26 protein-coding genes are annotated in these 25,876 nt (G+C 66.2%); 18 read left to right on the plus strand and 8 right to left on the minus strand.

Annotated elements, in window-relative coordinates; translation table 11 throughout:
- Window positions 1–11 precede the first annotated feature (11 nt).
- Complete coding sequence (locus tag ACP15I_RS03965; RefSeq protein ID WP_424973968.1) at window positions 12–1,019, minus strand: LacI family DNA-binding transcriptional regulator; 1,008 nt, start codon at window positions 1,017–1,019, stop codon at window positions 12–14.
- Between the two features lie 279 nt (window positions 1,020–1,298).
- On the opposite strand from ACP15I_RS03965, the gene ACP15I_RS03970 reads away from it, so the two are divergent.
- The 6 genes from ACP15I_RS03970 (at window position 1,299) to iolB (ending at window position 6,499) form a co-directional block, all read left to right on the plus strand.
- Window positions 1,299–2,249, plus strand: coding sequence for a sugar ABC transporter substrate-binding protein (locus ACP15I_RS03970; RefSeq protein ID WP_424973969.1), 951 nt, complete (start codon window positions 1,299–1,301; stop codon window positions 2,247–2,249).
- Window positions 2,250–2,318: 69 nt separating this feature from the next.
- Window positions 2,319–3,446 (plus strand): ABC transporter permease, encoded by a 1,128-nt coding sequence (locus ACP15I_RS03975; protein WP_424973971.1) that lies wholly within the window; start codon window positions 2,319–2,321, stop codon window positions 3,444–3,446.
- A 1-nt stretch (window position 3,447) separates the two neighbouring features.
- The gene (locus tag ACP15I_RS03980; protein ID WP_424966729.1) at window positions 3,448–4,242 is read left to right on the plus strand and encodes an ATP-binding cassette domain-containing protein; all 795 of its coding nucleotides are present in this window, start codon (window positions 3,448–3,450) and stop codon (window positions 4,240–4,242) included.
- Window positions 4,229–4,516 (plus strand): hypothetical protein, encoded by a 288-nt coding sequence (locus ACP15I_RS03985; RefSeq protein ID WP_424973972.1) that lies wholly within the window; start codon window positions 4,229–4,231, stop codon window positions 4,514–4,516. Before ACP15I_RS03980 ends, ACP15I_RS03985 begins: the two co-directional genes overlap by 14 nt.
- Complete coding sequence (locus ACP15I_RS03990) at window positions 4,513–5,682, plus strand: phytanoyl-CoA dioxygenase family protein (protein ID WP_424973973.1); 1,170 nt, start codon at window positions 4,513–4,515, stop codon at window positions 5,680–5,682. The genes ACP15I_RS03985 and ACP15I_RS03990 overlap by 4 nt, the downstream gene beginning before the upstream one ends.
- A gap of 10 nt (window positions 5,683–5,692) precedes the next feature.
- Window positions 5,693–6,499 carry a 5-deoxy-glucuronate isomerase gene (iolB, locus tag ACP15I_RS03995; RefSeq protein ID WP_424973974.1) on the plus strand — a complete coding sequence of 269 codons (807 nt, stop codon included), beginning with the start codon at window positions 5,693–5,695 and terminating at the stop codon, window positions 6,497–6,499.
- Between the two features lie 175 nt (window positions 6,500–6,674).
- On the opposite strand, the gene ACP15I_RS04000 is transcribed toward iolB, so the two are convergent.
- Together ACP15I_RS04000 and ACP15I_RS04005 are read right to left on the minus strand one after the other, a co-directional pair.
- Window positions 6,675–7,922 (minus strand): aminotransferase class V-fold PLP-dependent enzyme, encoded by a 1,248-nt coding sequence (locus tag ACP15I_RS04000; protein ID WP_424973975.1) that lies wholly within the window; start codon window positions 7,920–7,922, stop codon window positions 6,675–6,677.
- Complete coding sequence (locus ACP15I_RS04005) at window positions 7,922–8,398, minus strand: PaaI family thioesterase (protein WP_424973976.1); 477 nt, start codon at window positions 8,396–8,398, stop codon at window positions 7,922–7,924. The genes ACP15I_RS04000 and ACP15I_RS04005 overlap by 1 nt, the downstream gene beginning before the upstream one ends.
- A gap of 344 nt (window positions 8,399–8,742) precedes the next feature.
- Between ACP15I_RS04005 and ACP15I_RS04010 the strand changes: the two genes are divergently transcribed.
- The 12 genes from ACP15I_RS04010 to ACP15I_RS04065 all read left to right on the plus strand — a co-directional run bounded on the left by ACP15I_RS04010 (window position 8,743) and on the right by ACP15I_RS04065 (window position 21,571).
- Window positions 8,743–10,440: an NAD(P)H-dependent oxidoreductase subunit E gene (locus tag ACP15I_RS04010; RefSeq protein WP_424973977.1), complete on the plus strand. Its 1,698-nt coding sequence runs from the start codon at window positions 8,743–8,745 to the stop codon at window positions 10,438–10,440.
- The gene (locus ACP15I_RS04015) at window positions 10,437–10,805 is read left to right on the plus strand and encodes a VOC family protein (RefSeq protein ID WP_424973978.1); all 369 of its coding nucleotides are present in this window, start codon (window positions 10,437–10,439) and stop codon (window positions 10,803–10,805) included. The genes ACP15I_RS04010 and ACP15I_RS04015 overlap by 4 nt, the downstream gene beginning before the upstream one ends.
- Window positions 10,806–10,850: 45 nt before the next feature.
- Window positions 10,851–13,646, plus strand: coding sequence for a formate dehydrogenase subunit alpha (fdhF, locus tag ACP15I_RS04020; RefSeq protein WP_424973979.1), 2,796 nt, complete (start codon window positions 10,851–10,853; stop codon window positions 13,644–13,646).
- A gap of 363 nt (window positions 13,647–14,009) precedes the next feature.
- A complete protein-coding gene (locus tag ACP15I_RS04025; protein ID WP_424966720.1) occupies window positions 14,010–15,677 on the plus strand; it encodes a formate--tetrahydrofolate ligase in 1,668 nt (555 codons plus the stop codon).
- Window positions 15,678–15,768: 91 nt separating this feature from the next.
- Window positions 15,769–16,068, plus strand: a complete 300-nt coding sequence (locus ACP15I_RS04030; protein ID WP_424973980.1) for a chorismate mutase — start codon at window positions 15,769–15,771, stop codon at window positions 16,066–16,068.
- Window positions 16,065–16,634: a hypothetical protein gene (locus tag ACP15I_RS04035; protein WP_424966718.1), complete on the plus strand. Its 570-nt coding sequence runs from the start codon at window positions 16,065–16,067 to the stop codon at window positions 16,632–16,634. Before ACP15I_RS04030 ends, ACP15I_RS04035 begins: the two co-directional genes overlap by 4 nt.
- Window positions 16,631–17,524 carry a bifunctional methylenetetrahydrofolate dehydrogenase/methenyltetrahydrofolate cyclohydrolase FolD gene (gene folD / locus ACP15I_RS04040; protein WP_424973981.1) on the plus strand — a complete coding sequence of 298 codons (894 nt, stop codon included), beginning with the start codon at window positions 16,631–16,633 and terminating at the stop codon, window positions 17,522–17,524. The genes ACP15I_RS04035 and folD overlap by 4 nt, the downstream gene beginning before the upstream one ends.
- 89 nt (window positions 17,525–17,613) lie before the next feature.
- Entirely contained in the window at window positions 17,614–17,931 is a 318-nt protein-coding gene (locus ACP15I_RS04045; RefSeq protein WP_424973982.1) for a hypothetical protein, read from the plus strand.
- Between the two features lie 3 nt (window positions 17,932–17,934).
- On the plus strand, window positions 17,935–18,618 hold the full coding sequence (locus ACP15I_RS04050; RefSeq protein WP_424973983.1) for a helix-turn-helix transcriptional regulator: 684 nt from the start codon (window positions 17,935–17,937) through the stop codon (window positions 18,616–18,618).
- A 244-nt stretch (window positions 18,619–18,862) separates the two neighbouring features.
- Entirely contained in the window at window positions 18,863–19,546 is a 684-nt protein-coding gene (locus ACP15I_RS04055) for a GntR family transcriptional regulator (RefSeq protein WP_424966714.1), read from the plus strand.
- Window positions 19,539–20,384 (plus strand): HpcH/HpaI aldolase/citrate lyase family protein, encoded by an 846-nt coding sequence (locus tag ACP15I_RS04060; protein ID WP_424973984.1) that lies wholly within the window; start codon window positions 19,539–19,541, stop codon window positions 20,382–20,384. The genes ACP15I_RS04055 and ACP15I_RS04060 overlap by 8 nt, the downstream gene beginning before the upstream one ends.
- Window positions 20,381–21,571: an amidase family protein gene (locus ACP15I_RS04065; protein WP_424973985.1), complete on the plus strand. Its 1,191-nt coding sequence runs from the start codon at window positions 20,381–20,383 to the stop codon at window positions 21,569–21,571. The genes ACP15I_RS04060 and ACP15I_RS04065 overlap by 4 nt, the downstream gene beginning before the upstream one ends.
- On the opposite strand, the gene ACP15I_RS04070 is transcribed toward ACP15I_RS04065, so the two are convergent.
- The 5 genes from ACP15I_RS04070 to ACP15I_RS04090 are packed head-to-tail and all read right to left on the minus strand — an operon-like array spanning window position 21,568 to window position 25,715.
- On the minus strand, window positions 21,568–22,410 hold the full coding sequence (locus tag ACP15I_RS04070; RefSeq protein ID WP_424973986.1) for an FAS1-like dehydratase domain-containing protein: 843 nt from the start codon (window positions 22,408–22,410) through the stop codon (window positions 21,568–21,570). The genes ACP15I_RS04065 and ACP15I_RS04070 overlap by 4 nt on opposite strands.
- Complete coding sequence (locus tag ACP15I_RS04075) at window positions 22,407–23,201, minus strand: enoyl-CoA hydratase (protein WP_424973987.1); 795 nt, start codon at window positions 23,199–23,201, stop codon at window positions 22,407–22,409. The genes ACP15I_RS04070 and ACP15I_RS04075 overlap by 4 nt, the downstream gene beginning before the upstream one ends.
- Window positions 23,198–23,983, minus strand: a complete 786-nt coding sequence (locus ACP15I_RS04080; protein ID WP_424973988.1) for a short-chain dehydrogenase/reductase — start codon at window positions 23,981–23,983, stop codon at window positions 23,198–23,200. The genes ACP15I_RS04075 and ACP15I_RS04080 overlap by 4 nt, the downstream gene beginning before the upstream one ends.
- Before the next feature lie 24 nt (window positions 23,984–24,007).
- Window positions 24,008–24,391, minus strand: coding sequence for a cupin domain-containing protein (locus ACP15I_RS04085; RefSeq protein WP_424973989.1), 384 nt, complete (start codon window positions 24,389–24,391; stop codon window positions 24,008–24,010).
- Window positions 24,375–25,715, minus strand: coding sequence for an MmgE/PrpD family protein (locus tag ACP15I_RS04090; RefSeq protein WP_424973990.1), 1,341 nt, complete (start codon window positions 25,713–25,715; stop codon window positions 24,375–24,377). Before ACP15I_RS04090 ends, ACP15I_RS04085 begins: the two co-directional genes overlap by 17 nt.
- Window positions 25,716–25,876 lie beyond the last annotated feature (161 nt).

A 25,876-nucleotide genomic window follows, 5' to 3' on the forward strand; every position in this document is an offset into this window, starting at 1 on the left:
CAGGACCGAGATCAGGACTGGGGCAGGGCGCGCAAGGTGCCCCGCTCGACAATCTCGCACTCGAACAGGCGCGCCTCGGGCGCGCGGGTCGGATCCTCAAGCATGGCCACGACCAGCTCGATCGAGCTGCGGATGATCGCGTCGATGGGCTGACGGATCGTGGTCAGGTCGATCGTGTCCCAACCTGCCATCTGCATGTCGTTCAACCCGATCAGGCCGACATCGCCGGGCACCGTGCGGCCAGCCCGGTGCAGGGCGGCCAGCGCGCCGATGGACAGCACGTCATCGCCACAGAAATACGCCTCGGCCATGCCGCCATCCTGCAGAAGGCGGGCCATCTCGGCCTTGCCCGCGGCAAAGGAATAGGCGTCGGCAAAGCTCTCGGTGAGGGTGATCCCCTGACGACGGGCCATGACCTGCAGGAAACCGGCGCGCCGGTCGATGGTCGAGGTGGCTTCGCGCGGCCCTCCGAGGAACCCGATTTTCGTATAGCCCCGCGCCAGCAGGGTGCGCGCCGCCATGCGCCCGCATTCGATATTGTCGATCCCGACCACGTCCACATCCGGCGCGCTGGCAAAGCGCCCGAAGGAGTGGACCACCGGGATATGGGCCTGCCGAAACGCTTTGGAAAACTCCGGCGGCAGGGTCGAGGAGGCCACGATCACCCCATCCACCGAGTATTGCCGGAGCATCTGCAACGAGCTCTCGGGATCGTCCTCATCGCTGAGATTGACCAGCAGCGGACGCAGCCCCCGATCCTGCAGAGAGCGGGTGAAGAGGTCAAAGACCTCGAGAAAGAGAGGGTTGTGAAAGTTGTTGGAAATCAGCCCGATAAGCTTGGTTCTTCCGGTAGTGAGCGAAGAAGCGAGCGCATTCGGGCGATAGCCCAACTCGCTCGCAGCCGCCTCGACCTTCTGGCGGGTTTTGGGCGAGACCGACGCGCCTTCGGTGAAGGTGCGCGAGACCGCAGACCGGGACACCCCGGCGCGCTCAGCAACTTCTCGTAGCGTTATCGGCATTCTCTCTCCTGACGGGCAGACATGTAGGACATGACGCTCAAAAAGTGAACATGGCAACCGGAAATCGCGCAGGGGACGCCGGGGCAGTCCGGCGCGATATCCTGATGCGCCGCGCCCGCCAGAGCGGGATGCGCGGGGCGCGGGGCAAAATCCGCATCCGGGTTTTGCAACCGGTTGCATTGTGGGTTGGCATATGCTTCTCTGAGTCGCGAGGCGGGACAACCGTCTGACATGATCTGCGCGCTCGAGACGCGCTGTGACATAGTCTGGGAGGACGACATGAAAACCATCCTACAGTCGGTGGCGCTCGGTGCGGCACTGGTAACTTCCCCGTTCGCGGCCCAAGCAGACGGCCACGGTCAGGATCTGAGCTATGTTCTGGTCAGCCACGCACCGGACAGCGACACGTGGTGGAACACGATCAAGAACGGCATCGCGCTCGCGGGCGAGCAGATGGGCGTCAACGTCGAGTATCGCAACCCGCCGACCGGTGACATCGCCGACATGGCGCGCATCATCGAGCAGGCCGCGGCCTCCAGCCCCGATGGCATCATCACCACGCTGGCCGATTTCGACGTGCTCAAGGGCCCGATCATGAATGCCGTGGATCAGGGTATCGACGTCATCATCATGAACACCGGCACCCCGGATCAGGCCCGCGAGATCGGCGCCCTGATGTATGTGGGCCAGCCCGAGTATGACGCAGGCTTTGCCGCCGGTGTCCGCGCCAAGGGCGAGGGGGTCACGAACTTCCTCTGCGTGAACCACGCGATCCAGCAGCCCACCGTGGGCGAGCGCTGCCGCGGCTACGCGGATGGTCTGGGCATCGAGCTTGGCGACGCGATGATGGACAGCGGCACCGACCCGGCCGAAGTCAAGAACAAGGTCATGGCCTTCCTGTCCGCCAATGAGGACGTGGACGGCATCCTGACCCTCGGCCCGGTCTCTGCCGATCCGACCATCGCGGCCCTGAACGAGATGGGTCTGGCTGGTGAGCTGCATTTCGGCACTTTCGATCTCGGCGAAGAGATCGTGAAGGGCATCAAGGACGGCACCATCAACTGGGGGATCGACCAGCAGCCGTTCCTGCAGGCCTATATGCCGGTCGTCATCCTGACCAACTGGGACCGTTACGGCGTGCTTCCGGGCAACAACATCAACTCCGGCCCGGGCTTCGTGACCGCCTCCGGACTTGAGAAGGTCGAGGCCTTCGCGGGCGAGTTCCGCTAATCCACATCAAGGGCGGTAAGGAAACTTGCCGCCCTTTTTGTCTCTAGAGCAGACCATGGGGGGGAAATCATGTCTGAGGCAACGTCATCACCGCCACCCGCAGCGGACGAGCGGATCAAGGAAACGTCGAAACTCCGACAGGCCCTGATCCGACCCGAACTGGGCGGGATTTGCGGCACCATTATCGTCTTTGTCTTCTTTTTACTTTTCGCATTCGACAGCGGCATGTTCGCCCCGCAGGGGATCATGAACTGGACCGTTGTCTCGGCGCAATTCATGATCATTGCCGTGGGCGCCTGTCTGCTGATGATCGCCGGAGAATTCGACCTCAGCGTGGGCTCGATGATCGGCTTTGCGGGCATGATGATCGCCGTGTTCGGCGTCGTGATGGGTTGGCCCATGTGGATCGCCATTCTCATCACCTTTGCCATCTGCATCGCAATTGGCGCACTCAACGGGATCATCGTGATCCGCACCGGCCTGCCGAGCTTCATCGTGACGCTGGCCTTCCTCTTCATCCTGCGCGGCTTCACGATCTTCATTCCGCAGACACTTGAGAGCAAGACCATCATCGGCGGGATCCGCGATGCGGCCGAGGGCGATTGGCTGGCCCCTCTCTTTGGCAGCAAGATCGGCGGACCGGTCTTCCAGATGCTCGCGGATATCGGCCTGATCGAGACCTTCTCGCGCGGCAACCGCGCCGGTCAGCCGGTGATCGACGGGCTGCCCATGCTGGTGGTCTGGGCCATCGTGATCATCATTTTCGGGCATATCCTTCTGACGCGCACGCGCTTCGGCAACTGGATCTTCGCCTCTGGCGGTGATGCGGAAGCGGCGCGCAATTCCGGTGTGCCCGTGAACAAGGTCAAAATCCTGATGTTCATGTTCACCGCCTTCTGCGCGACGGTCTTCGCGCTGTGTCAGGTGATGGAGTTCGGCTCGGCGGGCGCGGATCGCGGCCTTTTGAAAGAGTTCGAGGCCATCATCGCCGTGGTGATCGGCGGCGCGCTTCTGACCGGGGGCTACGGCTCGGTGATCGGGGCCGCGCTGGGAGCACTGATCTTCGGGGTGGTCCAGCAGGGCCTCTTCTTTGCCGGTGTGGAAAGCTCGCTCTTCCGGGTCTTCCTCGGTCTGATCCTGCTCGGGGCTGTGATCCTGAACACCTATATTCGCCGCATGATCACGGGGGAACGTTGAGATGACCACGCAAACCAACCAGACCCCGATCATTCAGATGAAGAATATCGAGAAGCATTTCGGCGCGGTCATCGCGCTGGCCGGGGTGTCCATCGATGTCTTCCCGGGGGAATGCCACTGCCTTCTGGGCGATAACGGCGCGGGCAAGTCGACCTTCATCAAGACCATGTCCGGGGTGCATAAACCCACCAAGGGCGAGATCGTCTTCGAGGGTCAGCCGATGAATTTCGAGGACCCGCGCGACGCCATGGAGGCGGGCATCGCCACCGTGCACCAACATCTCGCGATGATCCCGATGATGTCGGTTGCGCGCAACTTCTTCATGGGCAACGAGCCGGTGAAGAAGGTTGCGGGCATCAACTTCCTGGATCGCGGTTTCGCTGACCGCGTCACCATGGAGGAGATGCGCAAGATGGGCATCAACCTGCGCGGCCCGGATCAGGCCGTGGGCACCCTCTCGGGCGGGGAGCGTCAGACCGTTGCGATTTCCCGGGCCGTCTATTTCGGGGCGAAGGTCCTGATCCTCGACGAGCCGACCTCGGCGCTCGGCGTGCGCCAGACCTCCAACGTGCTGGCCACCATCGACAAGGTGCGCAAGCAGGGGGTCGCGGTGGTCTTCATCACCCACAATGTGCGCCATGCGCTGGCGGTGGGGGACCGGTTCACGGTGCTGAACCGGGGCCGGACGCTGGGCACGGCTGTGCGCGGCGAGATCACGCCTGACGAGTTGCAGGACATGATGGCTGGCGGGCAAGAGCTTGCCACCCTCGACGGTGCGCTCGGTGGCACCGTCTGATCCCAAACCCGCACGGGGACGGCGCAAAGCCGTCCTCGAGCTGCGCGTGCCGTTCTTCCGGCCCATGTGGCGCCGGGTGGCCACGGTGATCGTGATCGCGCTCTGGACCGGGGTCGAGATCGCCATGGGCAACCCCTATTGGGCGCTGCTTGCGGGCGGGATCGGGGTCTACTCGGCCTATGTCTTCTTCTTTGCCTTCGATCTGCCTGAGCCCGCCGGGACCTCTGAGGTCCCCGAGGCCCCCGCAGCCAAGGATCCGGAGGCCGGGCCATGACACGGCCGGGCGTCTATCTCGATCGCAGCGATTGTGATCTGGCGGCCTTCGAGGCGCTGATCGCGCAACCGCTCCTGCCCGAGGCGGTGCCGCGCGCGGCGGAGGTTCTGGGCAAGGTGCCGGTCTATGACATGGCGGAGTGCGGGGCGGATCTCGAGGATCCGGTAGCGCGCCGGGGGCTGCTCGCCGAATGGGCCTGGGTGCTGGGCGATGGGCCCGGTGTCTTCGTCCAACGCGCTGCGGTGCCGGAGCCCGAGGTCATCGACGCGGTCACCGCGCTCTACCTGCGCGTCATCGAACAGGAGCGCGCCGCAGGGGCGGGTGGTGCGGATCATTTCGCGGCCTCCGGGGCCAATGACCGGATCTGGAATTCCCTGCAGAAGCTTTGCCTCGCGGAGCCTGCGCTCTTTGTTCGGTATTTCGGCGCGCCGGCCATCGCCGGCGCGGCAGAGGCCTGGCTCGGCCCGGGCTTTCAGATGACCGCGCAGGTCAATCTGGTGCGGCCCGGTGGTGCTGCGCAGGAGGCCCATCGCGACTACCATCTCGGCTTCCAGACCGAGGAGAGCGCGCTGCGCTACCCGGTCCATGTTCACACCCTCTCGCCCTATCTCACGCTGCAGGGGGGGATCGCCCATGGTCCAACCCCGGTGGAGAGCGGGCCGACCCAGCTTTTGCCCTGGTCCCAGCAGTTTGCAGCGGGCTATCTCGCCTATCGCGATCCGGCCTTCCGGGCGGTGTTCGAGGCGTCCTGTGTGCAGATCCCGCTGGAAAAGGGCGATGCTCTCTTTTTCAACCCGGCCCTGTTTCACGCCGCCGGGGCCAATCGCAGCCCGGATATCCAGCGGCTCGTGAACCTGATGCAGGTCTCCTCGGCGTTTGGCCGCGCGATGGAGGCGCTGGACCGGGACGCCATGGCCCGCGCGGTCTATCCGCATCTGCAGCGCATGGCGGCCGAGGGCCAGCTGCGCCCGGCGCAGGTCGCCGCCGCAATTGCATGCAGCGCCGAGGGCTATCCCTTTCCGAGCAATCTCGATACCGATCCGCCCCGGGGCGGGCTGGCTCCGGAGAGCCAGGCGGCCCTGATGACCCGCGCGCTGGCCGAAGGGCAGTCGCCCGAGGCCTTTGCCGCTGCCCTTGATGCCCATGGCGCGCGCCGCGCCCCCTGAAGGAGAGCCAATGCCCGATCTTCTGCGCCGTCCCACCGCCCGACAGGGCAAGGTTCACGCGATCACCCCCGAGAGCGCGGGATGGTCCTATGTGGGGTTCGATCTCTACCATCTGGCACCGGGTGAGGCGGCGACCGAAACCACCGGGGACCGCGAGGCGATCCTCGTGCTGGTGGAGGGCAAGGCTGAGGTCACGGCGGCCGGGCAGGGCTTTGGCGAGATGGGCGACCGGATGAACGTGTTCGACAAGCGCCCGCCCCACTGCCTCTATGTGCCGGGAGGGGCCGATTGGGCGGCGGTGGCGACGACGGAGTGTACGCTTGCGGTCTGTACGGCACCGGCCATGGGGACCTACCCGGTGCAGCGGCTCGGGCCGGAGGGCATCCGGATGGTGCCGCGCGGGCAAGGGAGCAATCTGCGCCACATTCACAACATCGCCATGGAAGAGCGGGACGTGGCGGGCTCGCTTCTGGTGACCGAGGTCTATACCCCTGCGGGGAACTGGTCGTCCTATCCCAGCCACCGGCATGACGAGGATGACTTTCCGCGCATCACCTATCTGGAAGAGACCTATTATCACCGGCTGAACCCGGCCAACGGGTTCGGGATGCAGCGGGTCTATACCGATGACCTGTCACTGGACGCGCCCATGGCGGTACAGGATGGCGATGTGGTACTGGTGCCGAAGGGGCACCATCCTTGCGCTGCGCCTTACGGGGTGGAGATGTATTACCTCAACGTGATGGCGGGGCCGCGCCGGAACTGGCGGTTCGAGATGGATCCCAATCTCGCCTGGATCGCCGAGCGCGACGGCTAAGGCGCGGACCGGTGGCGCTGAGGACATGTCCTCAGCGCGCAACGCGCCCTGTTGAACCGCCGGAAAAGACTTGTAACGCATGTGTTCTCAGGGCGTCCGCGCGGTGCACATGTGCACCGCGCCCGGTGCCCTGCCGCGGGCAGGGCATGCCTTCCGAGCACCCGGCGTGGCGCTTCTAGATGCACTCATCCAAGGCCGAGAGGAACTGCGCCACCTCCGTATGCGTGTTGTAGTGACATAGCGATACCCGCACGCTGGTCGTGATCCCCAACGGGTCGAGGACCGTCCCGGAATAGTGGTCCGCCTTGCGCAGATGCGTCCGGATCCCGGCTGCGTTGAGCGCGGCCACGATCTCGGCATTGTCACGCCCGGTCTGGGCAAAGGTCACGAGCCCCTCGCGGTGGGCATTCGCCCCGCCACCGACGACTGTGATCCCGGGCATCTCGGCCACACCCCGTAGCCCGTCCACCCCCTGCAACATCGCTTTGCACAAGGCCGCTTCATGGGATCGGATCGCCTCTGCCGCGGCGCTGATCCGCGCGCGGCGCCCGGTCTCGGCGCTGACCTGCGTCCCGAGCCAGTCCAGATAGGCCACCACATCCGAGAAGGTCGCGTAGGCCGCCGTGTCGCGCGTGCCCATCTCCCAGGGTGCGCCGGGCGCGCCGCGCAGATGCTCGTGGGGCAGGGCGGCCAGCCTGTCCGACAGCCAGGCCACGCCATAGCCGTGGCGGGCAAACATCTTGTAAGCCGAGACCACATAGCCATCGACCCTCGCCGCCGCCACATCCACGCCCCCATGGGCTGCGTGCTGGATCCCGTCGACGATGATCAGACAATCATGCGCCACTTCGCGGATCGCGGCGGCAATCCCGGGCAGGTCCATGCCGATCCCGCTGACTGGCGAGGTATGGACCACGGTCGCCACCCGTGTCGTCGCCGTCACCGCCTCGCCATAGGCGCGGGCCTCGATCCGTCCGGTATCGGGGTCATGGGGGATCAGCACATGATCCATTCCGGCCATCTCGGCCCAATGGGCCGCGGCACTCCGGCTCGCGGGATGCTCCAGCGTGCTGCCCAGCACCACGCCCGTCCCCGTCCCGAGACAGGCGGCGCGGATCAGCCGGAAGAGGAGCTCGGTCCCGCTCTCTCCGACGATCACCTCTCCCTCTGCCGCGTTGAAAAACAAGCGCATATCCGCACGGCCTTGGGCGATCATGGCCACCAGGGCCTCGGATGCGCCATTGGCGCGCCCCTGATTGTCGGGGATCGCCGCCAACCGCGCCGAGGTCTCGACCACCGAATTCAGGGTCAGCGCACCGCCAGCGTTTTCGAAAAACACCCTCGGTCCGGTGAAGGGACAGCTGTCCACATGGGCAAACCGCGCGCGGATCGCCTCCATCAGGCTCGGGATATCCTCCAGCATCACGCCGCCCCCGCGGGCATCTTCCAGGTTGCGCTGGCCTGAGCGACCAGCCGCTCCTGCGCGTCAAAGACCCGGCTTTCCATGAAGGACAGGGACCGCCCGCGCTTGGTGAAGGATCCGATGCAGCGCGCGGGCCCGTCGGTCAGGGGGCGCATATACTGCACCTTCATCTCGATGGTCGCTGCGGGCCCGGCGACCTTGGCCACCAGATGCCCCATGGAGATGTCCATCACCGTCGCGAGGACCCCGCCATGGACGACGCCCTGCGGGTTCATGATCCGGTCGGTGACCGGAAAGCGGATCTCGCAGCCGGTCTTGTCCGCCGCGCCTGCCGTCTCGGGCAGGTAGGCGAAGCCGAGGTCGAGAAACCGGGCAAGGAAGAAGCGCTCGAACGCCTGTTCATGGTCGTCAAAGACCTGCTCCAGATGGGCGCGGGCCTCGGCGATATCGATCTTGGGAGGTTTGGGGTCTGTCATCGCGTCCTGAGCTGTCGGGCGAAAGGTGTCCCGCGATTAGAGGGGGCTTTCGGAGCGAAGACAAGCCGCGCGCTGCAACGGGAATCCCGGGCGCGGGCCCGTGGGTGAGTCGCCGCGCAGGGGGGCGCAATTGGGCTCACACCCCCCGCGCAGAGCCGCTCCGGCCAGCGGACCGATACCTAAGTATCGGCGCGGGTTTCCTTTCGGCAACCTGCGAACATCTTTGGCGTGCCGCCGCCCGTTCGAAGTTTGCGCAGTGTTCGGAATACGACGTAGAGTGACGATTATGGCGTTGCAAACGGTTTCAAAAAGCGGACCCTGCGCCATAACGGAGGCATGTGCACATGGCGCTTGATGACAAAACCGATCACGACAAAGGCGTATGGAAATCCGCCAAGGGCAAGGGGCGCAAGACGCCCAAGGGCCGTCAGGTCGAGGACCAGCCCTGGGCCGAGGTGCGCGCATTGCTGGGCGAGCGCCCGCGGGACCGGGACCTGCTGATCGAGTTTCTGCACCTCATTCAGGACGCCCATGGTCATCTCTCGGCGGCCCATTTGCGGGCGCTGGCCGAAGAGATGCGCCTGTCTCAGGCCGAGGTGTACGAGGTGGCAAGCTTCTATGCGCATTTCGACATCGTGAAGGAAGGCGAGACGCCGCCGCCCGCGCTGACGATCCGGGTCTGTGACAGCCTGTCATGCGAGATGGCCGGGGCGCAGGCGCTCAAAACCGCGCTGGAGGATGGTCTCGATCCGGCAGAGGTCCGCGTGCTGCGCGCGCCCTGCATGGGCCGCTGCGCCACGGCGCCGGTGCTGGAGCTGGGCCATAACCATATCGATCACGCCACGCCGGAAAAGGTCCACGCGGCCATCGCGGCGGATCACACCCATCCCACCATTCCCGTTTACGAGGATCTGGCGGCCTACCGGGCCGAGGGCGGTTATTGCGCCCTGAACGATCTGCGCGAGAGCGGCGATTGGGAAGAGGTGCAGGGAAAGATCAAGGAGAGCGGTCTGCGCGGCCTTGGCGGTGCGGGCTTTCCGTCGGGCACAAAATGGGGCTCCGTGCGGGGCAATCCCGGTCCGCGTTATCTGGCCGTGAACGGCGATGAGGGCGAGCCCGGGACCTTCAAGGACCGCTACTATCTGGAGCGGACGCCCCATCTCTTCCTCGAGGGGATGCTGATTGCCGCCTGGGCGGTCGAGGCGGATCGCTGCTACATCTACATGCGCGACGAATACCCCGCCGTGCTCGAGATCCTGCGCCGCGAGATCGCCGCGCTTGAGGAGGCCAAGCTGGTCGCGCCGGGCTATGTCGACCTGCGCCGCGGGGCGGGGGCCTATATCTGCGGCGAAGAAAGCGCGATGATCGAGAGCATCGAGGGCAAGCGCGGCATGCCCCGGCACCGCCCGCCTTACGTGGCGCAGGTGGGGATCTTTGGTCAGCCGACCCTCGTGCACAACGTCGAGACCCTGCACTGGATCGCCAAGATCTGTCGCGAGGGGCCAGAAGTGCTCAACACCACGACCCATAACGGCCGCACAGGCCTGCGCAGCTACTCGGTCTCGGGCCGGGTCGCCACTCCGGGCGTCTACCTTCTGCCGGCGGGCTCGACCATTCTCGACATCATCGAGGCGGCGGGCGGCATGGCCGAGGGCCATGTGTTCAAGGCCTATCAGCCGGGCGGTCCGTCCTCGGGCCTGCTCCCGGCCTCGACGGCCGATGTGCCGCTTGATTTCGACACGTTGCAGCCGCTGGGGACCTTCATCGGGTCGGCGGCGGTGGTGATCCTGTCCGATCAGGACCGCGCCCGGGATGCCGCGCTCAACATGCTGCGGTTCTTCGAGGATGAGAGCTGCGGGCAATGCACCCCTTGCCGGGTCGGCTGTGAAAAGGCGGTCAAGCTGATGCAGGGCGAGAGCTGGGATGCAGATCTTCTGACGGAGCTTTGCACCGCGATGGCCGATGCCTCGATCTGCGGACTTGGGCAGGCGGCACCGAACCCGATCCTGTCGACGCTCAAGCATTTCGGCGACGAGATATGAGTGACCTTGGCGCCTTCTCCATCAGCCTCGCGGTCAAGGACCTCGACGCCTCGATCGCCTTCTATGAAAAGCTCGGCTTTGAGGCGATGGGCGGCGGCGAGGGCTGGCGGATGATGAAGATGGGCGACAAGGTCATCGGCCTCTTTCAGGGCATGTTCGAAAAGAACATGCTGACCTTCAATCCCGGCTGGACCCAGGACGCCGCGCCCCTCGCGCAGTTCACCGATATCCGCGCTTTGCAAGCCGCGCTGAAGGCGCGCGGCCTGACACCCAAGACCGAGATCGACCCCGAGAGCACCGGTCCGGCCTCGATCATGCTGGAGGATCCGGATGGCAATCCCATCCTGATCGACCAACACCGATGACCACCCCTTCCGCAACGCCCCCACGCATCTGCAAGGATCTGACCCATGGCTGACGGCACCCAACTTCAGACCGTGACATTTACGCTTGATGGCGAAACCGTCACGGCCGAGGCAGGCACCACCATCTGGGAGGTCGCCCATGGGCGCGGCCTCAAGATCCCGCATCTGTGCCACAAGCCCGCGCCGGGCTACCGGCCCGATGGCAATTGCCGGGCCTGCATGGTCGAGATCGAGGGTGAGCGTGTTTTGGCGGCCTCCTGCATCCGCGAGCCCTCGGACGGGATGGTTGTCACGACCAACTCGGCGCGCGCCGAGAATGCGCGCAAGATGGTGGTCGAGATGCTGGTCACGGACCAGCCCGCCCGGGACGAGGCCCATGACAAGTCCTCCCACTTGTGGGACATGGCCGATGCGACCGGCGTCGCCGACAGCCGCTTTCCCAAGCTGGAAACCCCGCGCATTCCCCTGCTGGATGACAGCCATGTGGCGATGTCGGTCAATCTGGATGCCTGCATCCAATGCGGTCTCTGCGTGCGCGCCTGCCGCGAAGTGCAGGTCAATGACGTGATCGGCATGGCCGGGCGCGGGCATGATGCCTATCCGGTCTTCGATCTGAACGATCCCATGGGCGGAAGCTCCTGCGTGGCCTGCGGCGAATGCGTGCAGGCCTGCCCCACGGGCGCGCTGATGGAATCCAAGCTGCTCGATGACGCGCAGCAGGGCGACAGCAAGGCCCATGATGACGAGGTCACCTCGGTCTGCCCGTTCTGCGGTGTCGGCTGCCAAGTCTCGCTCAAGGTCAAGGATGGCAAGATCATCAAGGCCGACGGGATCAATGGGCCGGCCAATGAAGGGCGGCTCTGCGTCAAGGGGCGGTTCGGCTTCGACTACATCCACCACCCGCACCGGCTGACCAAGCCGCTGATCCGCCGGGACGATGCGCCGGAAAAGGGGCTGAACGTGGATCCGGCCAACCCCTGGACCCATTTCCGCGAAGCCACCTGGGAAGAGGCGCTGGACAAGGCCGCCCACGGTCTCGTGGATCTGCGCAGCTTCTATGGCGGCAAGTCCATCGCCGGGTTCGGCTCGGCAAAATGCACCAATGAAGAGGCCTATCTTTTTCAGAAACTGATCCGTCAGGGCTTTGGCCACAACAACGTGGATCACTGCACGCGGCTTTGCCACGCCTCCTCGGTCGCGGCACTGATGGAGAATGTGGGCTCCGGCGCCGTCACGGCGACCTTCAACGAGATCGAGAATGCAGATCTGGCCATTGTCATTGGCTCGAACCCGACCGAGAACCATCCGGTCGCCGCGACCTTCTTCAAGCAATTTGCTAAGCGTGGTGGCGAACTGATCGTGATGGACCCGCGTGGTCAAGCGCTCAAGCGGCATGCCTCGCATATGATGCAATTCCGCCCGGGCACAGATGTGGCGCTGCTCAACGGGATCATGAATGTAATCGTCGAAGAGAAGCTTTATGACCGGCAGTATATCGAGGGCTTCACCGAGGGGTTCTTTGAATTCCGCGAGCATATCCGGGCCTTTACGCCCGAGCGTATGGCCGAGCTTTGCGGGATCGAGGCCGAGACGATCCGCACCGTGGCGCGCAAGTTTGCCGCTGCCAAGGCGGCGATGATTTTCTGGGGGATGGGCGTCAGCCAGCATATCCACGGCACCGACAATGCACGCTGCCTGATTTCGCTGGCGCTGCTCTGCGGTCAGGTGGGGCGCCCGGGCTCGGGGCTGCATCCGCTGCGCGGTCAGAACAATGTGCAGGGGGCCTCGGATGCTGGGCTCATCCCGCAGGTCCTGCCGGATTATCAGAGCGTGACCGACCCGGAGGTGCGCGAGCTTTTCCGCCATATCTGGAAAGGCACCCAGATCGAGGAGGCGCCCGGCCTCACCGTGGTCGAGATCATGGACCGCGTCTATCGCGGCGAGATCCGGGGGATGTATATCCTCGGCGAGAACCCGGCCATGTCCGACCCGGATGTGGAACACGCGCGCAAGGCGCTGGCCCATCTCGACCATCTGGTCGTGCAGGACATCTTCCTGACCGAGACCGCGAATTATGCGGATGTGATCCTGCCCGCCAGTGCCTTTCCGGAAAAGGACGGCACCGTCACCAACACCAACCGTCAGGTGCAGATGGGCCGCAAGGCCGTGGACGCGCCGGGCGAGGCGCGCGAGGACTGGAAGGTCATCGTGGATCTGGCCAACCGCATCGGGCTCGACTGGGATTACGACACGCCGCGCATGGTCTTCAACGAGATGAAGATGTCCATGCGATCGCTCCACCACATCACCTGGTCGCGGCTGGAGGATGAGGGGGCTGTGACCTATCCGTCGCTGTCCAACACCGATCCGGGGCAGTCCATCGTCTTCGGTGACGGCTTCCCGCGAAGGGCCGGGCGCGCCATGTTCACGCCCGCGCGGGTGACCCCGCCCGCCGAGGTGCCAGATGAGCGCTATCCGATGATCCTGACCACGGGCCGACAGCTCGAACATTGGCATACAGGCTCCATGACCCGGCGCGCCACGGTGCTCGACGCGGTGGAGCCGGAGGCGAACTGTTCCCTGCATCCCAAAACCCTGCGCAAGCTGGGGGTGGAGCCGGGAGGGCATGTCCGTCTGACCACGCGGCGCGGCTCGATCGAGGTGATGGCCCGCGCAGATCGCGCGGTGGCCGAGGACATGGTGTTCCTGCCCTTCGCCTATGTGGAGGCGGCGGCGAACATCCTGACCAACGCGGCACTCGATCCTTATGGCAAGATCCCGGAGTTCAAATTCTCCGCCGTGCGGGTCGAAAACCCGGCGCAGGTCGTCGCCGCGGAATAGGGCCAGCGGCGGGGGCTGCCCCGCGCTTTTACCCCCGCGCAGAGACACAGCCGCCCCGGGCCCGAACCTGGGGCGGCTGCGATGTTTTTGACGAATTTGCCAAGTATTGAGACGTACAGTCTCACTTCTCGGGTCAAAATGCTGCACTGCCGCAAAATGCGACTCACTGTTTTCGCCCAGACACCCCAACCCGGTCTCGGCCATCACCCAACAGGTCGCGCTGACGCGGATCGGAAACGCAGGTGCGCAAGCGGTCCGTTTCCGCCGTAGAAGAGAGAGAAAATGTCGGCCTGAGAACATTGCGGGATGCGTATCCAAGGTGCATTCAGGACAGAGACCTTTTGTTGAGAAAGACCGCCGACCATGTCCGACATCGAGATCGCCCGCGCCGCCACCAAGAAGCCGATCCAGGAGATCGGCGCCACGCTTGGCATCAGCAGCGATGACCTGCTGCCCTATGGCCATGACAAGGCCAAGGTCAGCCAGAGCTTTATCAACTCGGTGCAGGACCGCCCCGATGGCAAGCTGATCCTCGTGACCGCGATCAACCCGACCCCGGCGGGCGAGGGCAAGACCACCACCACCGTGGGGCTCGGCGACGGTCTGAACCGGATCGGAAAGAAGGCTTGCGTGTGTATCCGCGAAGCCTCCCTCGGGCCGAATTTCGGGATGAAGGGCGGCGCGGCCGGGGGTGGCTACGCGCAGGTCGTGCCGATGGAGGACATGAACCTCCATTTTACCGGCGACTTCCATGCGATCACCTCGGCGCACTCGCTGCTCTCGGCGATGATCGACAACCATATCTATTGGGGCAACGCGCTGGAGATCGACATCCGCCGCGTCACCTGGCGCCGCGTCGTCGACATGAATGACCGCGCCCTGCGCCAGATCACGGCCTCGCTCGGCGGGGTGGCCAATGGCTTCCCGCGTGAGGCGGGCTTTGACATCACCGTGGCCTCCGAGGTCATGGCGATCCTTTGTCTCGCCAAGGATCTGCAGGATCTCGAGAAGCGTCTGGGCGATATGATCGTCGCCTATCGCCGCGACCGCTCGCCGGTCTTCTGCCGCGACATCAAGGCCGAGGGCGCGATGACGGTCCTGCTGAAGGACGCGATGCAGCCGAACCTCGTGCAGACACTCGAGAACAACCCGGCCTTCGTCCATGGCGGGCCCTTCGCGAATATCGCCCATGGTTGCAACTCGGTGATTGCGACCACCACCGCGCTCAAGGTCGCCGATTACGTGGTGACCGAGGCGGGCTTTGGCGCGGATCTGGGCGCCGAGAAGTTCATGAACATCAAGTGCCGCAAGGCGGGCCTCGCCCCCGATTGCGTGGTGCTGGTGGCGACCGTACGCGCCATGAAGATGAATGGCGGCGTGGCCAAGGCCGATCTCGGGGCCGAGAATGTGGCGGCGGTCGAGGCGGGCTGTGCGAACCTCGGACGCCATATCGGCAACCTCAAGAGCTTTGGCGTGCCGGTGGTCGTGGCGATCAACCACTTCGTCACCGATACCGAGGCCGAGATCCAGGCGGTCAAGGATTACGTCGCCGGGCAGGGCGCCGAGGCGATCCTGTCGCGCCACTGGGAGCTTGGCTCCGAAGGCTCCGCCGAGCTGGCCACCCGCGTGGCCGAAATTGCCGAGAGCGGCAGCTCGCAATTCTCGCCGATCTACCGGGATGAGATGCCCCTGCTGGAGAAGATCGAGACCATCTCCAAGCGGATCTACCGGGCCGACAAGGTCATCGCCGACAAGAAGATCGTCGATCAGCTCAAGCTCTGGGAAGAGCAGGGCTATGGCCATCTGCCGGTCTGCATGGCCAAGACCCAGTATTCCTTCTCGACCGATCCGAACGAGCGCGGCGCGCCCGTGGGCCATTCGATCCCGGTGCGCGAAGTGCGGTTGTCGGCTGGGGCGGGCTTCATCGTTGTGGTCTGCGGCGAGATCATGACCATGCCCGGTCTGCCGCGCGTCCCCTCGGCCGAGCATATCCGGCTGAATGACGCAGGGGAGGTCGAAGGCCTGTTCTAGGACTGGCCGCAGCCCCGCCGCCGCGCTAGGCAGGCGGGGCAACAGCCCGGGAAAGGAAGAGATGATGCGCGCGCCCCAAGAGTGTCAGAGCATGCAGGAGCTTCGCGTCGAGATTGACGCGCTGGATACCGAACTGGTCACCCTGCTGGCCCGGCGCGCGGGCTATATCGACCGGGCGATCACACTCAAGCAGCGCGAGAACCTGCCCGCCCGCACCAAGGACCGGGTGGCCGAGGTGCTCGACAATGTGCGCGCGCTGGCCGCGTCCCGCGATCTCGACCCGGAGCTGGCGGCGGATCTCTGGCATCAGCTCATCGAGTGGTCCATTGCCCGCGAGGAGGTCGTGCTCGGCGATGCCGAGACCCCGCGCGGAGCCGAGGTGCGCCCATGAGCCGGGCGCGAGCCCTGACCCTCGCGCTTGCGACGGGGCTCGCGGTGGTGCCGTTTGCCCCGGCGCTGGCCGATCTCGACTGGTTTCAGCATCCGTTCGGCGAACGCCGGGCCTATGTGCAGGACTGGCTCGCGGTCTGCGCGGATAGTGGCGCGGGGCCGTGCCGGCTTGTGCGGTCGAACCAGGACTCCCGGGGGCCGGCCTTTGACAGCCGTGTCTCGCTGCATCTCGCGCCCGGTGGCTGGACGATGGAGGTCATGGATCGCGGCATGCCTTCCGAGACTCTGAGCGAGCTGCGCTTTTTCTTCGATGAGACCTTGCTGATCGTCGCAACCCGGCAGGATTTTATCCCCGGTGAGCGCGATTTTCCGAATATCCTTGAAACCGTGACGCTCACCAATCCCGACCTGACCGACCGCTTGCTGTCGGCCATGCGGGCAGGGGGGGAGCTCGTCATTACCTATCGCCCCGAGGGCTCGGGCGATGCCACGGTGATCATTCCCCTGCGGGGCGTGACCGCGGGGCTCGATGCCCTGACCCAGATCGAAACGGAAAGACAACCATGACCGCCACCCGTATCGACGGCAAAGCCTTTGCCGCCACTGTTCGTGCCAAAGTTGCCACCCATGTCTCGCACCTGAAGGAGACCCATGACCTGACCCCGGGACTGGCCGTGGTGCTGGTTGGCGAGGATCCGGCGAGCCAGGTCTATGTCCGCTCCAAGGGCAAGCAGACGGTCGAGGTTGGCATGCATAGCGTCGAGCACAAGCTCGACGCGGACACGCCAGAGGCCGATCTGCTCGCCCTGGTCGAGACGTTGAACCAGGACCCGGCGATCCATGGGATCCTCGTGCAGCTGCCGCTGCCCGACCATGTGAATGCGGATAAGGTCATCAATGCCATCGATCCCGCCAAGGACGTGGACGGCTTCCATATCTCGAATGTGGGCCTTCTGGGCACCGGGCAGAAATCCATGGTGCCTTGCACGCCGCTCGGCTGTCTGATGATGCTGCGCGACCACCATGGCAGCCTTTCCGGGCTGAACGCCGTGGTGCTCGGGCGGTCGAACATCGTCGGCAAGCCCATGGCGCAGCTGCTGCTCGGGGATAGCTGCACCGTCACCATCGCCCATTCCCGCACCAAGGACCTGCCGGAGGTCGTGCGCGGCGCGGATATCGTCGTCGCCGCCGTGGGCCGCCCGCAGATGGTGCCCGGAGACTGGATCAAGCCCGGTGCCACGGTGATCGATGTGGGCATCAACCGCATCGAGAAACCCGAGGGCGGCACACGGCTGGTGGGCGATTGCGATTTCGACAGTTGCGCCGAGGTGGCTGGCGCCATCACCCCCGTGCCCGGCGGGGTCGGGCCGATGACCATCGCCTGTCTTCTGGCCAACACCCTGACCGCCTGTTGCCGGGCCCATGGTCTGCCGGAGCCTGAGGGGCTCACGGCCTGATCCGTCCGGGCCTGCGTCTCTCCTGACAGTCTTTGTCAGGAGGGCGGTGTTACGACCAGGGCTCCATGTCGTAACAGGAAAGATGACCCATGACGGACACCCCGACCTCCCGCACCATTGAAACCGTGCTCTTCAAGCTCGTGCCCGGCGCCGATCCGCAGGCGTTTCGCGACGCCTCCGCAGGTGTGACCCGCTTTGTCGAGCAGCGCCCGGGCTTCATCGCCCGGCGCCTGTCCCATACCGAGGATGGCACCTGGATCGAGCATATTGAATGGGCCGGCCTCGCCGAGGCGCGGGCCGCCGCAGCGGAGATCGGCAAGGACCCATCCCTTGCAGAGTTCATGAAGGCGATTGACGGGCCCAGTGTTCAGCTCTTTCACAGCACGCTCGCCATCTCGGTGAACTAGCCCATGCGGCGCAGCGAACGTCTGGCCGAAATCATCGAGATCCTGCGCGACGGGCGGCTGCACCGGGCGCAGGACATGGCAGAGAGGCTGGAGGTGTCGCTACGCACCATCTACCGCGACCTGGAGACCCTGATCGCCACGGGGATCCCGGTCGAAGGGGCGCGGGGGCTGGGCTACATGCTGCGCGAGCCGGTGTTGTTCTCGGCCCTGAACCTGTCCCTGACCGAGCTTGAAGCGCTGCATCTGGGGATGGCCATCGTCGCCGAGGGCGCGGATCCCGAACTGCAGGAGGCCGCCCAGAGCCTTGCGCGCAAAGTCGCGCAGGCCGCCCCCATCGCGCGGGAGGCGCCGCCGCGTTGGGGCCACGGGGTCTATCCCTTCACCCGCGCGCGGGCAGGCTTTGCCCATATGCCGCTGTTGCGGCGGGCGATCCGGGGGCGCGAGCTGGTCGAGATCACCTATCACGCGCTGGAGGGCACCGTTACCACGCGCGAGATCCAGCCCTTGCAGATGGAATACTGGGGCGCGGTCTGGACGCTGACCTCATGGTGCAGACTGCGCACCGGATTTCGCGTTTTTCGCACCGACCGGATTGTGGCCTGCCGGGGCACGGGCCAGCACTTTGAGGTCGTGGCCGGGCAAAGCCTTGCCGATTACCTTGCGATGCTTCCCGAAGAGTCCCCTTAGGATTTTCCCTGAAAAACAAGGCCCTGCTGTGCTCTGCGCCCAGCTGCATGGCGGGCGGGGCATATCCCCTCCGCTCGTGATCGCGCTGGGATGCCGCGCGCGGCCATGGCGTTTTCCGCCGTGCCGGGGGTGTACCTGCGCGGCTCTATCCAGCTTATCCGTTACAAAACCGTCGCCGGATTGCTGGATTTGGTATACAAAAAACATAGATACAGCGTAACGCCCGACCATTCAGGACACCGCCATGAACGACGCCTCGCCGCGGATCAACGCCGCCGAACACGCTTATCGCACGATCCGCGCGAATATCGTGTCCGGGCTGTTGCAGGAGGGCGAGCGTCTGACGGAAAAGCGCCTGAGCGAGGATCTCGGCCTCAGCCGCACGCCCGTGCGCGAGGCGATCGGGCGCCTCATCCTCGAGGGCTTCGTCGAGCGGCAATCGGGCTACACCACGCGGGTCGCGAAATTCCCCGAGGACGAGATCGAGCAGATCTTTCAGATCCGCAAACTGCTGGAGACCTATTCCGCCCAGCGGGCCGCGCGCCATGCCAGCGACGAGGACATCGCCGCTCTCAAGGAGATCCTGACTGATATGCGCGCGCATACGCCGCCGCGCACGGACGAGGATTACCATATCCTGACCGAGGCGAATGAACGCTTCCACAGGCGGATCGTCATGGCCGCGCGCTCGCCCCGGCTGACGGCGTTGATGACCATGGCCTTCGATGTGGGCATGGTGACCCGGACCTATCGGATCTATTCGGACGCGGATCTCATCCGCAGCCTGCATCACCATGCGGAGCTGATCGATGCCATCGAGGCGCGCGCCCCGGAATGGGCCGAGAGCCTGATGGCGACCCATCTGCTGGCCGGCGCGTCGAAGGTGTTCGAGATGACAAAGGCCTTGGGGCGCAAAGCCGATGAGTGATCCGGCGCGGCCTGTCCGGCGCGCCTTGCTCTTCACCCCGGCCACCCGGATCTCTGCGGTGCCCAAGGGGCTGGCCAGCGGTGTCGATTGCCTCTGCCTCGACCTTGAGGATGCCGTGCCCCCGGATCAGAAGGCTGCGGCGCGCCCCGATGCCATCGGGTTTCTCGATGGCGATCCGCGCAAGGCGCTGCGGATCAACGGGCTGCGCACCCGCGCGGGGCTCGAGGATCTTGTGGCGCTGGCCCGGGCCGCGCCCCAAGGGGGGATGCTTTTGTTGCCCAAGGTGGAATCTGCGGCCGAGATTGCGCAGGCCGATGCCGTGTTGGGCGAGGCCGGGGCACGGATGGCGCTCGGCGCGCTGATCGAAAGCGCGGCAGGGCTCGAAGAGGTTTTCGCCATTGCCCGCGCCACGCCCCGGCTTGAGATGCTGCTCTTCGGGGCGGTGGATCTTGCGGCGGATCTGGGGCTGGGTCCCGGCGAAGCGCCGCTGGCCTATGCGCGCGCCCGGGTGGTCCATGCGGGCAAGGGGGCGGGGCTGCAGGTGCTCGACGTGCCGGAACTGGCCTTTCGCGATCTCGATCATGTGGCCGCGCGCGCGCGATCGGCGCGCGACCTCGGGTTCACGGGCAAGGCCGCGATCCATCCGTCGAATGTCGCGCCCATTCAATCGGCCTTTACGCCCAGTGCCGCCGAGATCGCCGAGGCGCGCGCGGTGGTGACCGCCCATGCGGCGGCGCCTTCGGGCCTTGTGGTGATCGATGGGCGCCTGATCGAGGCGCCGGTGATCCGCGCCATGCAGGCCCGGCTGGAGGTGGCCGCGGCTGCGGGCGTGCTGTGACGGATCCGTGGGATCAGATCGCCCGCGCGGATGCGACGTACCGCTTTCTCGAGGCCGGGGCGCGGTCGCTGCCGCGCGACAGGGAGCATGCGGGCGGGGCGGGCCCCCTCGCTGGCCAGATCATCGGGGTCAAATCGAACATCGCCGTGGCGGGACAGGCCTGGACGGCCGGGATTGCCGCCCGCCGGGACCGCCTCGCGCCGCAGGACGCGCCGATCGTGGCGCAATTGCGGGCCGCCGGGGCGCAGATCCTGTCGCGGCTGATCATGGACGAGGCGGCCCTTGGGGCGGCCAGTGACAACCCCCATTTCGGCCGGGTCGAGAACCCCGCGCAACCGGGTCAAAGCGCGGGGGGCAGCTCCGGTGGTTCTGCGGCGGCGGTGGCGAGCGGTGCGCTCCGCCTGGCCTTGGGCAGTGACACGCTGGGATCTGTGCGGATCCCGGCCGCCTATTGCGGCATCGTTGGGCTGAAACCCGCGCGGGGGGCCATGCCGCTGGACGGTGTTCTTCCACTGGCGCCGGGGTTTGATGCGCTCGGCCTTCTGGGGGCAACGCTGCCAGAGGTCTCGGCGCTCTATGCCCTGTTCGACCAGACCCCGGCGAAAGGGGGATTGCGGGTGATGATCCCGGATCAGCTGGCCGGGATCCCCTGCGCGCCCGAGGCGCTGGCGGCGGTGGCGCGGGTCGCGGCGGCGGCCGACCGCCTCGGTCTGCGCGCGCCCGCAGGTCTGGTGCCCGGCTGGGAACCGGAAGAGACCCGCAGAGCCGCGTTTTCCGAGCTCTGCGCCCGGGCATCCGAGACCCTGGCGGCAGAGCCGGGACTGAGCCAATCCGTACGGCGCAGTCTCGATTTCGGCGCGCAGCTCCCGCCGGATCAACGGGCCGCGGGCGCGCGGCATCTGGCGGATCTGCGGGATGGCCTGGGGGCGTGTTTCGATGCGGGGTTTGTCCTGCTGACGCCGACCACGCCTTCGGGATCTTTCCCCCATGGCACGCGCCCGCCCCGGGATCAGGCGAGCTTCACCGCGCTGGCCAATATCGCAGGGGGGGCGTCTTTGTCGGTGCCGCTGCCCGATGATCCGCTCAGCTCGGTGATGCTGACGGGGGCTGCGGGGACAGAGACCGCGTTGCTCGCCTTGGCGCGGGAGCTGATGGACGCGCTGATGGCCCCCGAGACGAGCCCCTAGTCGTCCAGAAACAGGGTCACCTTCATGGCAGAGCCCCCGGCTTCGGTCCGCGCCCAGAGCGACAGGGTCTCCCCCTCGGCCCGGCCTTCAAGCCAGAAGGGCGCGGGGGCAAAGAGGGGGCTCATGGCGCGGATCTCGTATCGGCGCAGGGCGCGCCCGCCGGCCTGTTCCATCCCGAAGGCGATCAGAAGCGTGGCCGTCAGCGGCCCGTGCACGATCAGACCGGGATACCCCTCGACCTCGCGCGTATACTCCGCGTCGTAATGGATCCGGTGTCCGTAAAAGATCAGCGCCGAGTATCGAAAGAGCAGCACCGGGTCGGGCGTCACCTTGCGCGAGAAGGTCGCGCCTTCGGGGGCGGGCGGCGGCGCGGGCGGGGTGCTCCCCGGGGCCGGGGGCGCGCGGTAGACGATGTTCTGCACCTCCGTCATGCAATGCTGTCCGCCATGGGAAAAGTCATGGGCCACGGTGACAAAGCCGAGCGCGCCCGATCGACCGTTCTTGCGGCTCACGTCGCGGATCGTGGTGGTCTTGGTGACCTCCGCCCCGAGGGGGAGCGGCGCGTGGAGCGTCACACTGCCCCCGGCCCACATGCGCCGGGGCAGGCCGAGATCGGGCAGGAAGCGGCCCAGACGCTCATGCCCGTCGGTCGCGAGGTCCGAGGCTTTGATCTGCGGGTTGAAATAGAGGTAGTGCCAGAAGGGCGGCAGCGGGTCTCCCGGGCCGAGGGTCGGGTCCTGATCCAGCGTGAGCTGCATGTGCCGGGCCTGTCGCAGGTCGAGCGTGTCGGTCACGGTCTCGCTGCGACCAATGGCGGGGTGCGGGGCGGTCATCGTCATGTCCCTGTAAACACCGGCGCGCGCTTTTCGGCAAAGGCGGCCTGACCCTCGGCGTAATCCGCGCTGGCAAAGCAGGCGGCGACCTGGGCCTCCACGGCGGCGCGGGTCGCCATGTCCGGGTCGGGACCCGCCCTCAGCGCAGCCTTCACCGCGCGCAGGGTGAGGGGGGCATTTCGGGCGATCTGGGTGGCGAGCGCGTCGGTGGCCGCCTCCAGAGACGCGCCGGGAACCAGCCGTGCGATCAGGCCCCAGCGCAGGGCCTCCTCCGCCGGAACCTGCCGCGCGGTAAAGAGCAGATCTGCCGTGGCCGCAGGGCCAATCAGGCGCGCCAGCGCGTTGACCTCATCCGCCGCCACCGCAAGGCCCAGCTTGGCCGGGGTGAAGGCAAACCGCGCGTCGTCTGAGGCGAGGCGCAGATCGCAGCGCGTCGCGATCTCCAGCCCGCCCCCGATGCAATAGCCACGGACCTGCGCGATCACCGGCATGGGCAGATCCGCCACCGCGCTCAGCGCTCGGTGCACCGTGGCGTTATAGGCTGCGACCTGCTCCGGCGTGCGGCGGAGGGTTGGAAACTCCGAGATATCCGCGCCCGAGACGAAGGCTTTGTCGCCCGTTCCGGTCAGCACCACGACCCGCGTGCGCTCGGGCAGATCGCGCGCCACATCGCCGAGCGCCTGCCACATGGCCAGCGTCATCGCGTTGCGCCGCGCGGGGTTGTTGAACCGGATCCTGGCGATCCCGTCATCCTGGCTCAGGACAAGCTGGCCGTCGGCAAGCGGGGTCTCGGTCATGACCTGCCGCTCCACTGGCCGCCGCCATCCATATCGACCACGGTGCCGTTGAGATAGGCGATGCGGGGCGAGGCCATCATGACCGCGAGATCGGCCACTTCCTCCGGCGCGGCCGGGCGGCCAAACGGGAAAGCATCCGGTGCGATCAGCTCCTGCCAGCGGCTTTCATCGCCGAATTCGGCCTGCGCCTTGCCCTTGAAGAAGGTGGTCATCCGGTCGGTCAAAGTGGGCGAGGGGTTGATGCCGAGCACGCGCACGCCCGCGCTCTGGGCTTCGGCCCCCAGCGCCTGAGTGAAGCCGATCAGGGCCGCATTCCCCGCCGCGCCGCAGATATAAGCGGGCCGGACCGCGCGTCCGCCCATGCCGATGATGTTGAGGATCACACCGCTGCCGCGCGTGGCCATCTCGGGGTAGAGCCTCTGGCAGAGATGGATATAGCCGAAGACCTTGAGCTCCCAGCCGCTGCGCCAGTCCTCCATGCTCAGGTCGCGCAGGCCCCCGGCCTTGATCGCCCCGGCATTGTTGACGAGGATATCGGGCGTCTCGATCTGGTCGCACAGGGCAGCGCGCCCAGCATCGGAGCCGAGATCGGCCGCGATCACCGCAGGGCGCGACCCGGTGGCTTCGGCCACGGTGCGTTGGGCGTCGGTCAGGGCGGTTTTATCCCGCGCCACGAGCGTGACCGCGACCCCTTGGGCGGCGAGCGCCGTTCCGATCGCAAGGCCGATCCCCTTGGAGCCGCCCGTGACCAGCGCCGTTTTTCCGTTCAGTTTCATGTCCATCTGCGGGGATCCTCTGGTCTGAGCTCAGACATAGTATTGTATTTCGAAAAACATACAGCCCTCGGGCGCGGCGAAGGGGCCATGGACGGTGCCGGGCGGGCGGCAGGCATAGGCGGGCGCGGCTTGCGCGCTGCCGCCCGCACCGCTGGGATCGCAGCCCGAGATCAGGGTGCCGGAGAGAAGATAGACCTCCTCCCAATAGTCATGGACGAACTCCATGGGCGCGACCGTCCCCGGCTCGAACCGGATCAGGCGGGTGCGCACGCCGATCTTGGCCTCTTCATCCAGCGCGCCGGATAGAAGTTTCTGGCACACACCGGGGGCCCCGCCGGGCACTTGGGCCCAGCCGGTGGTGAGGTCGACGCCGTCAAAGGGAAGGGCGGGTTTCATGTCAGCAAAGGGGGGCATCGGCAGCTCCGTGGGTGAGGGCGCGGGTCAGCGCCCGGCGCAGGGGTGTCAGGTCGCGCGCTTCGGGCAGCGCGTGACAGGCCTCGATCAGACCTGTCGCCGCCTCGGGCGACGCGCCGCCATGGCAGAGGTTGCGATGGGCCTTGGCATTGATCGCCGCGGTGGACAGCGGATCTTCCGGGTCGCCCGGCGCGGTGGCCCGGTTGCGGCTGCGCGCGGCGCCATCGGGGGACCAGAGGGTCAGCCGGGCGCCCATCTGGCCGGGAAAGGCTGCGGTCATGCCCGCGTCTTCGCACAAGGTGATCCGCGCGCGCAGATCCGCGAGGACCGGATCGGCACGGGCCGCCGCCTCGAAATCCGCAAGCCCGGGCGCGCCGCGGGTCAGGGCGACGGCCAGACAATGCTGCAGGCTGAACCGCGCCTCATGGGCGGTCTCGGGGGCCGGGTTGTCGCAAAAGGTCAGGGCCGCGCCATAGGTTGCCACCTCAACCCGCGCGGGTGGCGGTCCGGCGAGATCCAGTGCGGCGGCGATGGCCGCATGGGTGTGGCGGCAGGCGGGATAGGGCTTGAAGCTGACTTCATGGATCGCGAAATCCGCGTCAGGCTGCGCGGTCACCACGTGGGGATCTGCGTTCGGGTAATAGATCGCGAAGAACCCAAGTTCCCCCTCGAGAATGCGGTTTGGACCGGTGAACCCGGCCTCCACGAGCTGGGCTGCGACGAGGCCGCTGCGGGCGGCCTGAGCCGTGGCGAGCTGCTTGCCGGTGCCGGGATCCAGTCGGCATTGCCAGATCCCGCTGGCGCTCATCCCCGCCTGGGCGAGCGCATCGGCCGGGTGGGCGAGCCCCGCGATCTCGGCACTGGCCATGGCCGCGCCGAACACGCCGCATGTGGCCGAGTTGTACCAGGGCGCATAGCCCTGCGCCGCCGCAGCAGAGCCGATCCGGATCGCGACTTCATAGCCCGAGACCAGCGCAGAGAGCAGTGCAGGGCCCGAAACGCCCCGCGTCAGCGCGGCTGCGAGCGTGGCGGCACAGACCACATCCCCCACATGCAGAAGCGATGCGCGATGCAGATCGTCCATCTCAAGCACATTGCCCAGAGCGCCCGTGACAAAGGCGGTCTCTTCGGCGCGTGCGTCGGGTGCGACGCCCTCTGCAAGCTGCGACCAGCCTGCAAATCGCAGCGCAGATTGCCCCGCCGGACTGCCCTGTGCGGCTGCGATACAGCCCAGCCAATCCAGCAGATGCAGCGCCGCGCGCGCCAGATCCGCCTCGGATTTAGGCCGTTGCGCGATCCCTACAAGCTGCTCTGCGAGGGTCAAACCCGCTCTCCTCCGGTCGTTTCGTATACATTTATATCGGTTTTTGGCGCGCAAAGACGACCGGAAAAGCGCGGATACCCGGAGAATTTCATGGCCGGAGCGGACTTTTGTCTAAGAGCTGTGTGTTTATTGGTATTAAAAACAATGGTCTAGCAGGGCCG

This window comes from Dinoroseobacter sp. S124A (assembly GCF_049801015.1).
Classification (GTDB): Bacteria; Pseudomonadota; Alphaproteobacteria; order Rhodobacterales; family Rhodobacteraceae; genus Dinoroseobacter.